At 43.9% G+C, this 9963-nt stretch carries 15 protein-coding genes; 6 read left to right on the top strand and 9 right to left on the bottom strand.

What is annotated here, in order from left to right; genetic code table 11:
• Window positions 1-305: 305 nt before the first annotated feature.
• Window positions 306-725 (bottom strand): GIY-YIG nuclease family protein, encoded by a 420-nt coding sequence (locus A3L04_RS06715; RefSeq protein ID WP_068578142.1) that lies wholly within the window; start codon window positions 723-725, stop codon window positions 306-308.
• Window positions 722-1477 carry a geranylgeranylglyceryl/heptaprenylglyceryl phosphate synthase gene (locus A3L04_RS06710; RefSeq protein ID WP_394326733.1) on the bottom strand — a complete coding sequence of 252 codons (756 nt, stop codon included), beginning with the start codon at window positions 1475-1477 and terminating at the stop codon, window positions 722-724. The genes A3L04_RS06715 and A3L04_RS06710 overlap by 4 nt, the downstream gene beginning before the upstream one ends.
• 74 nt (window positions 1478-1551) lie before the next feature.
• On the opposite strand from A3L04_RS06710, the gene A3L04_RS06705 reads away from it, so the two are divergent.
• Window positions 1552-2166, top strand: coding sequence for a hypothetical protein (locus tag A3L04_RS06705; protein WP_068578141.1), 615 nt, complete (start codon window positions 1552-1554; stop codon window positions 2164-2166).
• Here the strand turns inward: A3L04_RS06705 and A3L04_RS06700 are convergent.
• The 3 genes from A3L04_RS06700 to A3L04_RS06690 form a co-directional block, all read right to left on the bottom strand.
• A complete protein-coding gene (locus A3L04_RS06700; protein WP_088859118.1) occupies window positions 2155-2376 on the bottom strand; it encodes a hypothetical protein in 222 nt (73 codons plus the stop codon). The genes A3L04_RS06705 and A3L04_RS06700 overlap by 12 nt on opposite strands.
• 96 nt (window positions 2377-2472) lie before the next feature.
• Window positions 2473-2835, bottom strand: a complete 363-nt coding sequence (locus A3L04_RS06695; RefSeq protein ID WP_068578136.1) for an RNA polymerase Rpb4 family protein — start codon at window positions 2833-2835, stop codon at window positions 2473-2475.
• 6 nt (window positions 2836-2841) lie between these two features.
• Window positions 2842-3135, bottom strand: coding sequence for a 50S ribosomal protein L21e (locus A3L04_RS06690; protein ID WP_010868223.1), 294 nt, complete (start codon window positions 3133-3135; stop codon window positions 2842-2844).
• 151 nt (window positions 3136-3286) lie between these two features.
• Between A3L04_RS06690 and pyrE the strand changes: the two genes are divergently transcribed.
• The 3 genes from pyrE (at window position 3287) to A3L04_RS06675 (ending at window position 4487) form a co-directional block, all read left to right on the top strand.
• Window positions 3287-3835 (top strand): orotate phosphoribosyltransferase, encoded by a 549-nt coding sequence (gene pyrE / locus A3L04_RS06685; RefSeq protein WP_068578135.1) that lies wholly within the window; start codon window positions 3287-3289, stop codon window positions 3833-3835.
• 90 nt (window positions 3836-3925) lie between these two features.
• Window positions 3926-4132 carry a hypothetical protein gene (locus A3L04_RS06680; protein WP_068578133.1) on the top strand — a complete coding sequence of 69 codons (207 nt, stop codon included), beginning with the start codon at window positions 3926-3928 and terminating at the stop codon, window positions 4130-4132.
• A gap of 88 nt (window positions 4133-4220) precedes the next feature.
• Window positions 4221-4487, top strand: coding sequence for a hypothetical protein (locus A3L04_RS06675; protein WP_068578131.1), 267 nt, complete (start codon window positions 4221-4223; stop codon window positions 4485-4487).
• Here the strand turns inward: A3L04_RS06675 and A3L04_RS06670 are convergent.
• The 3 genes from A3L04_RS06670 to A3L04_RS06660 are packed head-to-tail and all read right to left on the bottom strand — an operon-like array spanning window position 4451 to window position 6729.
• Window positions 4451-5122 (bottom strand): TraB domain-containing protein, encoded by a 672-nt coding sequence (locus A3L04_RS06670; RefSeq protein ID WP_068578130.1) that lies wholly within the window; start codon window positions 5120-5122, stop codon window positions 4451-4453. The two genes, A3L04_RS06675 and A3L04_RS06670, sit on opposite strands and share 37 nt — an antisense overlap.
• A complete protein-coding gene (rnz, locus tag A3L04_RS06665) occupies window positions 5100-6017 on the bottom strand; it encodes a ribonuclease Z (protein ID WP_068578128.1) in 918 nt (305 codons plus the stop codon). Before rnz ends, A3L04_RS06670 begins: the two co-directional genes overlap by 23 nt.
• Window position 6018: 1 nt before the next feature.
• Window positions 6019-6729 carry a maleate cis-trans isomerase family protein gene (locus A3L04_RS06660; RefSeq protein ID WP_068578126.1) on the bottom strand — a complete coding sequence of 237 codons (711 nt, stop codon included), beginning with the start codon at window positions 6727-6729 and terminating at the stop codon, window positions 6019-6021.
• 96 nt (window positions 6730-6825) lie between these two features.
• On the opposite strand from A3L04_RS06660, the gene pepQ reads away from it, so the two are divergent.
• On the top strand, window positions 6826-7872 hold the full coding sequence (gene pepQ, locus A3L04_RS06655; protein WP_068578124.1) for a Xaa-Pro dipeptidase PepQ: 1047 nt from the start codon (window positions 6826-6828) through the stop codon (window positions 7870-7872).
• On the opposite strand, the gene A3L04_RS06650 is transcribed toward pepQ, so the two are convergent.
• Window positions 7865-8404: a hypothetical protein gene (locus A3L04_RS06650; protein WP_068578123.1), complete on the bottom strand. Its 540-nt coding sequence runs from the start codon at window positions 8402-8404 to the stop codon at window positions 7865-7867. The genes pepQ and A3L04_RS06650 overlap by 8 nt on opposite strands.
• A gap of 153 nt (window positions 8405-8557) precedes the next feature.
• Between A3L04_RS06650 and gcvT the strand changes: the two genes are divergently transcribed.
• Window positions 8558-9754 (top strand): glycine cleavage system aminomethyltransferase GcvT, encoded by a 1197-nt coding sequence (gene gcvT / locus A3L04_RS06645; RefSeq protein ID WP_068578121.1) that lies wholly within the window; start codon window positions 8558-8560, stop codon window positions 9752-9754.
• The last annotated feature ends 209 nt before the right edge of the window (window positions 9755-9963 follow it).

Here is a 9963-nt window from a genome sequence, read left to right as displayed (position 1 = left end):
GAGGACGCGATAGACTTGGAGTGTCCTCTTCGAGGCCATATTACGCTGTCAAGATATAAAAATAGTTTTGAGTTAAAGGAGTTAAACCTCCAATCACTGCATCCCGCCCTAAAGGACAAAGCTCCCAAAAAGAAAAAAAGTCAGTTTTCTGATTATCAAACAATGTATCAGGCCCAGGGAAAAGGACGCTCCTTGGAATTGTTTACCTAATGGTTTCGTGAATGTTATAACACCAATTTCCAACGCCATGGTTCTTCTAGGTGGGTCCATCAAGATTTCAATTCCAGTATCTGTGGTATTTGCATTTACTCTTCTGAAGCCCGAAATTCTATGTAAGTTAATCCCAAGCTCTGGAGAAGCTTCTCAACCAAATACCTAGGATCGTGGTTGAAATAGAAGAGATTCCCTGGGACGTTTAAATCTGAGGCTCCAAATCCCCTGACTACTTCCCCTATTTTTGCGATCTCTTTTGATAGGATCTCTTCAAGCCTCACGCTTGAAGGTATTAAATACGCTGTTAGGGGTTCAGTTTTGAGAGTTAGGTAGTCTATGTGCCAGTGAAGCCTCTTCTCTTTCTTAAAGTGCCTCTCAACCCTCTTCTCGAGCGAATTCATGGCTGAACCAACGTAGGCATAGTAACCCCTTTTCAAGGCGAATATCTTTGCCCTAGTTTTTATCTCGCTGTCCTGGGGAAGATACAATAGTAAAATATAGGAGCCTTTCAAGCTTTAATCCCCTCTCTGAGATGCTTTAGCCTGACTTTGGCCTCTTCAATAGACTTTGCACTTTCGATTGCCGTCCCAGTCACGATAATGTCTGCTCCCGCCTTCACTAACTCTCTAGCCTGATTACCATTTCTTATTCCTCCTCCAACAATTAAAGGAACGTCAATGGCTGACTTTACTACCCTAACCATTTCCGGGGGGACTGGTTCAGGAGCTCCGCTTCCGGCCTCGAGGTAAATCAGTCTCATCCCTAAGTACTGACCAGCGAGTGCATACGCTGCAGCTATCTTTGGCTTGTGTCTTGGGATGGGTTTGGCGTCTCCTACCCATCCAACAGTTTCTCCCGGCTCTATTATTATGTACGCCATCGGTATTGGCTCTAGTCCAAACTTCTTCACTGTAAACGCTCCGAGGGCTTGGGCTCCTGTAATGAAGAATGGGTTCCTCGAGTTCAGGAGGCTCATAAAGAATATTGCATCTGCGTACTTGCTTATCCCCCCATGTGACCCTGGGAATAGGATAACTGGAAGAGAAGAGCTCTCTTTTATAGCTCTAACAACCTCATCGAGAATATTCCCCTCAGCGCCGGTTGATCCTCCAACCATTATTGCGTCAACTCCAACCTCCTCACAAAGTTTAGCTATTTTTGATGCCTCGTCGGGAGAAGTATCGTCAGGGTCTATTAAAACGAAGTGCAACTTATTCTCTTCAAGCTTTTCGTGAATGTATCTCTCTACTCTTCCTATTTTCACGAACACCACCGAACTTCATTCATTAGCAACGTTTTTAAATAATCCTCCCTCTCCTCCAGTGGGTGATGCCCTTTATGAAATTCCGAGGGAGCACTTTTGGCAGAACTGTTAAGCTTGAATTTGAAATATTACGTCTTGGCGAGCTTAGAATAGAGGATCTTTCTGAATTTAACACTAGCGAGATTAAGCTTGAAATAAGATCTACAAGCTCCGGGATTAAGCTTGTCGGTATATGGGAGGGAGACATAGAAGAAGTTGGTGAGGCTATTAAGAAGGCTATTGGGGAAAGTACAAAGCTGAGGGAGAGAATCTTAAGGAGAATGAGAAGCAAGATGGAGAGAATCAGGAGAGCTCTCAGTGAGATGGGATTTAACGAGGAATCCCTTGGATATGGAGAGGCGATAAAGTTCACCAAGAGGATAGGAGATTATGAAGTTGCTGTCATAGTCTCATCGAGAGATGATCTCGTTAGGGTTGAAGTCTATGGGAGTAACAGGAAGATACTAACTCCAGAGTTAGAGGCATTCTTTGAGAGTGTTGATATAGAGGAGCCAGAAATATATGAGATAGAAGAAGAAGGGAACGAGGAAAAAGTTGTAATAAACCTCGAGTTACCAAGGAGCGACGAGAAACCAGAAAAGAGAATCGCAGAGGCAGTTAAGATAATTGAAAACTTATTAATGGCTTAGGAACTCTACCTTTCCCACCTTTGAGATTTCCATTATGACCTTTCTTGGATTCTTTGTCTCCAGGTTTATTATTATCTCATTATATCCAAATTTGTCTGGAGGGAGGAGCTTTGCCTTTCTAATCCTACCTTCAACGAGATTTGCAAGCTTCCTTAGAATGAGGCCTTTTTTGTCAAACGGAACTTTAAGGCCAATTGTCATGATTTCCATCAATCTCACCCATTCATAAGTAAAAACAAGGGAGTATAAAACGCTTTTCATTCACAGGAAGAATAAAGATTGGGGGAAGAAAAGAACCCGGAGGAATTATCCCCTGTATTTGTCAAGTATCTCAATGATTTTCTTCATCTCATCCTGAGTTGGCTGGTACTCTTCCTTAGCGAAGATAACCCTTAAATCGAAGGTGTCTTCTGGCATTATATCGACTATCTTGGCTGCAAGCCAGTCATTCATCCACTCAAAGGTGTTCATTAGCTCTTCCACAGCATCTCTCGCCTTTTCTGCTGGCAACTTTGCAAATTTTTCTGCATGCTCGAGGGCAAGTCTAGCTTCATAGTACAGGGGCTCTTCTATTCCAGCCTTTAATCCTTCTTCATGTCTCTTGAGGAGTATCTCTTTAGCCTCTGCGATTGTTATGTACCTTTGTCCGAGCTTTTTTCTCCCTATCATGGCCCGTCACTTCTGGGGCCTAAGGTGGACTGGGTGGATGAAGAGTGTCTTTACCTTATTACCGTCCGGAACTTCAACTATGTAGGCGTCTCCCCTCTTGCCAACGACGGTACCAGTTCTGCCGTGGAACCTTGGGTCTGGCATGCCTTTGTGGTAGCTGGGCTCGATTACTATGTGAACCCTCTGCCCCACTTCAAACTCTTGAAGGAACCTAGTGAGTGGAGGAAGCCCCCTTCTCCTGGGATGCTTCCTCAACTTTTTCCTAGTTTTTCTCCTAAAGCTGTGAGCCTTCTGAACCATACCAACTCCCTCCTCATATTATAGGTGTGTACAAGCTCGAATATGTCTCCTTTTTACTCCCAAAACCTCGGGGTCTTTACCCCTAGCTTCAAGCTTGGTTGAAATGGAGCATTTATAAAATTTTTCTGAGGAATAGAATGCGGTGATCGGTATGAAGGACGAGCTTATAAAGATGATAATTGAGGAAGAATGCATTAAGTTTGGCCACTTCGTTCTGACGTCCGGCAAGGAGAGCAACTATTACATAGATGTAAAGAAGCTGATAACAAATCCAAGGGCCCTAAAGTTGATAGCTAGGCTTATATCTGAGAGGGCCCAGGAACTTGGGCTTAGCTATGACAAGGTCGCTGGCCCTGAGCTTGGAGCAGTTCCAATAGCCACAGCATTAGCCCTAGAAACGGGGAGGCCTCTCTTGATAGTGAGGAAGAAAAAGAAGGAGCACGGAACTGGAAAGCAGATTGAGGGAGAAATCAAGCCTGGGGATAAAGTCCTGCTCGTTGAAGATGTCACAACAACGGGAGGAAGCGTTCTTAGGGCTGCAAGAATTTTAAAGGAGAACGGAGCTGAGGTAGTTGGCATCTTTGTAGTTGTTGACAGGGAAGAGGGAGCGAAAGAGGCAATAGAGAGGGAAGGGTACAGACTCTATCCTCTCGTTCTAGTCAGTGAGCTCTTCGAGGCTGCGGGTGTTCCTAAGGGTTAACTTTTCGTCGATTGTCTAATCAATTTTTAACAAATGGCTATGGAAACTCTTTTATACTATAAAGTAGTAGATATTAATGGGGGTGAGAAGATGGTTGTTATAAAGAAGAACCCTGAAAGGTTTTTGAAGGAGCTTAGAAGGCACTACGATGTCGTTATGAGGATTCCCTCAAGCGAGTATCTAAAGAAGCCCGACTTCGTTGTTGTTGATCCAAAGACGGGCAAGAAGGTTAAAGTTAGCTTTGTAACACTAGACGACGGTCAATTTGCTGGAGTTGTTTATGACGAGACCAGTTGAATTTATCATTTTTCCAAGTCTCTTTGGGAAATTCTTATATACATTTTCAAGGAGAATAATCCTTTGGTGATTAGTATGGCAAGGAGGGGTGGAGAAACCGAACGTTGAAATTTTGGAGGCGGTTCTAAGGGAAGGCCTGTATTGGGCATATCTTGGAAGGCCAAAAGAAGTTATGCCTTTTCTGAGAGGGAAATTGAAGGTGATTGCAAACGGCTCTTTTGAAGTTGTCGACGAGGTTCTCAGGGAGCTCGAGCAGTTCTACGAGGAAGTTAGCAGAATGGACAGAATCACGCAGAAGGAGTTCAGGAGACTAAGAATCTACAGGGACATGCTCTTCAACGCCCTGGGAGTGTAGCGGTTTAAAATTCTCTCTATCCCCCTTTTATGTCCTAGGCCAACAACTGCAATTACCTTTGCTTTTTTCTTCTTAGTTAGAATGGAATCAACTATCATCATTAAGTTTCTGGCCATGTAAATGTTCCTCTCTTCTACCAAGACCTTATAAAAGTACGGATACTTGATTCTGAATTCATGCTCAAGTAACCTATAATCCCTTATATCGACTTCCCTTCCCGAGAAGGGGAGAAGTACAACTTCTGCAAGCCCCCTCAGTATCTCAATCCTTGGGCCAGAGAGAAGCTTCTGTAAGGTTATTTGGACTGGCTGATCGATTAAATATATAGGAATTCCCAGGGAAGTAGCGAGTTCATAAGCCTCAATCATTTCCTCCCCAGGAAGAGCTCCAAAATCCTTTCCCAGGAACTTTTCAATTTCCTGAAGTATGTATCCAAGAATCCCAACCCTTCCTAGCTTCAGGGCCTGTGCTAGTGTCAGCTCCTCCCTCCCGAGAAGCGCCATTAACCTGCCATAGTCCAGCTCTATTGCGACGGCATCCGGGGACTCCTGAAGTATGCTCCTCCTTACCTCCTCCACGCTTTCAGGAAGAACATGTACAGTTCCGATAACTTTAACGTACCTTAAGTACGACATTTCCATTACCCACCAATATCCTGTCGAAATCCCTGGGGACATAGGCTGAAGGGCATATCTTTAAGGCTTCTCTCTTGTATTCTACATACCTGTACCTCGGAGCCCTGTGAAAGAGAACTAAAAGCTCCACTCCACATTCTCTCCCAACTTCACATGCTTCCCTTACTGTTGAGTGATAGCTATCTCTCTTCTCGTGCTCCGTTAAATAAGTTGCATCATGGATTAGTAAGTCTGCATCTTCCGCTATACCCCCTAAGGGCATCGGTTCCGTGTCTCCGGTGTATACGATTTTTGCACCTTTTTTCTTTGGTCCTGTAACATCTTCAAGCTTTATCTCGATCTCATTAACCTTTACCTTCCCCTTTCTCTCCAGCTCCTTCATCCATGGACCGGGCTTTAAACCCATTGCCCTTATCTTTTCTAAGTTGAAATTACCCCTCCTATCCTTCTCCTTGAATACATAGCCAAAAGCTGGGATTCCATGAAGAACTTGGAACGGTTTTATCCTGTATTCCCTTCCTTTAACCTCTTCTCCCTCAACTAACTCCGTAACAATGACCTTAAAGCTCGGCCTAAAGTATCCACTATTTAAAAGATTTCTTATGAAGTCAACAGTTCCTGGAGGCCCATATATATAGAGGGGAGCCTCCCTGTGCCATAGGTTCATGGTCTGGATAAGGGAGGGAATACCAAGGTAGTGATCTCCGTGAAAGTGAGTGATAAATATTCTGCTTATCCTCATGGGGCTAAGTCCTGCAATTTCCATTTGCTTTAATGTTCCCTCCCCAGCGTCAAATAAAATAATCTCCTTTCCTATTTTGATAGCTATCCCAGGCACATTTCTTTCAGGTGTGGGCTTTATTCCTCCCGTTCCCAGGAATATTACCTCTATCATTTTAGTATTCCCTTAGTAGCTTGCCTAGGGGCAATTTATCTCTCACGTCTAATGCTCTCAAGGCCATCCACAATGTTGCTTGGTTGCTCGTGACTACTGGGACTCTAAGATCTGTCTCAATTTTCTCTATTATTTCGAATGTCCTCCAGTTTGTGCAGCTTATGAATATTCCATCTGCTTCATCCGTAAACGTTGCCTTCGCAAGTCTGTACGCTGTGTAGGGCTCAAGTCGACCTATCTCAAGGTTTTCCTCAATTCCAAGCCCCCGTATGTCAAGAACTTCAAAGCCATTAGCCTCTAAGAATTCCTTCTCCTTCTGGTTTATTTCATCTATGTAGGGGGTTATCACGAGCAGGGACTGCACATCGAGGGTGTTAAGGGCCTCCAGAACTGCGGTACTCGTTGTGAAAGTTTCAATGTTAACCTCCTCTTCGATCTTTATCTCGAGCTCTTTCTCAAAGTCCTTACCCCCAATAAAAGACCCACTTGTGCAACCAAAGGCTATTAATTCAACTCCAGCATCCGCTAGAAGCTTTGCCGCATCAACTGCGAATGTGGTCATTTTAGTTAGCTCTTCCTCGTTTACATTTCGAAGTGGCATTCTGGCAGTGTGGAGTGATACTCCCTCTGGAAGATATCTGTGAAACTCCATCTCCATTGTTGTGTTTGAAGACGGCACTATAAGCCCAAACCTTCCTCTCCAGCCAAACATTGCAACACCTGTATGAATCTTCTGTGCGTGGTATTAAAGCTTTGGGAACAAAAAACATTTTTATAGCTATTATATATGCCAAACGGGGGACATAAAATGAAAGAAAGAATTGAGAAACTTATTAACTCTCTAGAAAAAAACAATATTGATGCGATATTCCTCGCAAAAGCTCCAAATGTTTATTATTTCTCTGGAGCATCGCCTCTCGCGGGTGGATACCTCATTGTAATGGATTCTGGAGCAACACTATACGTTCCTGAGCTAGAGTATGAAATGGCCAAAGAGGAGAGCAGTGTGAATGTTGAAAAGTTCAAGAAAATAGACGAATTGTACGAGAAGCTCAAAGGAGTAGATTCACTGGGAATTGAGGGAAGCTTATCATATTCCTTTGTAAGCGAGCTCAAAGAAAAGGCAGGTATAAAAGATTTCAAGAAAATTGACGACACGATAAAAGAGCTCAGAATAGTGAAAACCCATGAGGAGCTGGAAATAATAGAAAAGGCTTGTGAGATAGCTGACAAAGCTGTTATGGCTGCCATAGAGGAGATCACTGAAGGAAAGAGGGAGAGAGAAGTAGCTGCAAAAGTTGAATACTTGATGAAGATGAATGGTGCTGAAAAACCAGCTTTCGACACTATAATTGCGAGCGGGTACAGGTCTGCGTTGCCCCACGGTGTTGCGAGCGATAAAAGAATAGAAAAGGGCGACCTAGTGGTGATAGACCTTGGAGCCCTCTACAACCACTACAACTCCGACATCACGAGAACTATAGTGGTTGGTTCACCTAATGAGAAGCAGAGGGAGATATACGAGATAGTTCTCGAAGCTCAGAAAAAGGCTGTTGAAGCTGCAAAGCCGGGAATGACTGCGAAGGAGCTAGATAGTATTGCCAGGGACGTTATAAAAGAGTACGGTTATGGGGATTACTTCATACACTCCCTGGGACATGGAGTTGGTCTTGAGATCCATGAATGGCCAAGAATAAGTCAGTATGACGAAACGGTACTCAAAGAAGGAATGGTTATAACGATAGAACCGGGAATATACATTCCAAAATTTGGTGGTGTCAGGATAGAAGATACTGTAGTTATAACAAAGAGCGGGGCAAAAAGGCTAACAAAGACTGAGAGAGAGCTCATTTAACAAGTTCAAGAAGTGCCAGCGCGGCTCGCATATCCGTCTTTAGGAGTTCCGTATAGACTGGGTCAAGTTTTCCATTTAGATATACTGCCTTCCCTTTTATCTCTACTTTTGCAGTTCCATAACCAATAACCTCTATATTTTCTGAAATCACGTTCTCGAGTATGCTTAAGGCGAGAAGTGCTTCCCTATTGTCCTTTGCGAGTCTTTCTTCTTCCGATATGTGCCTAGAATGACCCGTTGGAATGCCTAGAAACCTGAAGATGTTCCACCTCCTCATCTTGCCGAGTCTTTTGTTCATTAGCCTACCTGCCCTGCTTCTTGTTATTCTCATTAGTCTCTCTAGGAACTCCTCAAATTCTCTCTCAAAATCTTTTGCAATTTGGGGAGGTGTAGATATTTTTTCAACACTTTCTGCCTTACGAATTAGAGTAGCAACTCTCTCTAGCTTCTCTATTCTCGTTACTAAGTATGCATCGATTGCGAATTTGCCCCTCTTAGTCTGAAAAATTATGTAGGGTATTTCCGCTTCCATCGTTCTGTGGTTGCCTTAAATCTTTATGAGGATATTGGTTGAATGTATGACAGGAACTATTGGAATATTTTCGGGGATAGCCTATTGTTTTCACGAAATTTCGGACACAAAAATTATATTACGTAAATGAAATAGCTTAAGATGGTGATCGAAATGGCCAAGAGAGTTCATCTCTTCGACTGGCATAAGGAACATGCCAAAAAGATAGAGGAATTCGCCGGTTGGGAAATGCCCATATGGTATTCTAGCATAAAGGAGGAACACCTCGCCGTTAGGAATGCAGTTGGAGTATTCGACGTATCCCATATGGGAGAGATAGTATTTAGGGGTAAGGACGCCCTCAAGTTCTTACAATATGTAACTACCAACGATGTAAGCAAGCCTCCAGCGATAAGCGGAACTTACACTCTCGTTCTCAACGAGAGGGGCGCAATAAAAGATGAGACACTCGTCTTTAACATGGGCAACGATGAGTACTTTATGGTGTGTGACGCTGACGCATTTGAGAAGCTGTATGCTTGGTTCACATACCTAAAGAGGACAATTGAGCAGTTTACGAAGCTTGATCTTGAGATTGAACTTAAGACCTACGATATTGCAATGTTCGCCGTCCAAGGACCGAAGGCGAGGGATCTAGCTCAGGACTTGTTTGGAATCGACATAAACGAAATGTGGTGGTTCCAGGCTAGGTGGGTTGAGCTTGACGGAGTAAAAATGCTCCTCTCAAGAAGCGGTTACACCGGTGAGAACGGTTTCGAGGTTTACATAGAGGATGCGAATCCCTACCACCCAGACGAAAGCAAAAGGGGAGAGCCTGAAAAGGCCCTCCACGTGTGGGAGAGGATCCTCGAAGAGGGTAAGAAGTACGGCATAAAGCCCGCTGGTCTAGGAGCAAGGGACACACTCAGGCTTGAGGCGGGTTACACGTTATATGGAAACGAAACCAAAGAGCTTCAGCTACTAAGCACCGATATCGATGAGGTAACGCCTCTTCAAGCAAACCTTGAGTTCGCGATTTACTGGGACAAGGACTTCATAGGAAAAGACGCACTCCTCAAGCAGAAGGAGCGCGGACTTGGGAGGAAGCTGGTTCACTTTAAGATGGTAGACAAGGGAATTCCGAGAGAAGGCTACAAGGTTTACGCCAATGGGGAGCTCATAGGTGAAGTCACAAGCGGAACGCTTTCGCCGCTCCTAGGCATAGGAATCGGAATAGCATTCGTCAAAGAGGAGTATGCGAAGCCTGGAATTGAAATTGAGGTTGACATAAGGGGACAGAGGAAGAAGGCAGTGACTGTAACTCCGCCTTTCTATGACCCGAAGAAGTACGGACTCTTCAGGGAGACATAAAGGATAAATACTCCCTTTTATTTTTACCTTTGGTGGTTACATGAAGTCGTGCAGAACGTGCAGGTGGTTTGGGTATATAGATTCCTGTGTTCTGAGCTATGGCCTCTGCAGGAAGCATATGAAAACAGTTAGAGCTTCTGATCATTGTGTCGATTGGGAATCTCTATATGAAGTATCGGAGAATACGGAAAAGGCGGTGCAATAAATTT

This window comes from Thermococcus chitonophagus (assembly GCF_002214605.1).
GTDB lineage: Archaea > Methanobacteriota_B > Thermococci > Thermococcales > Thermococcaceae > Pyrococcus > Pyrococcus chitonophagus.
This window is presented reverse-complemented; position numbering and strand designations above follow the sequence as displayed.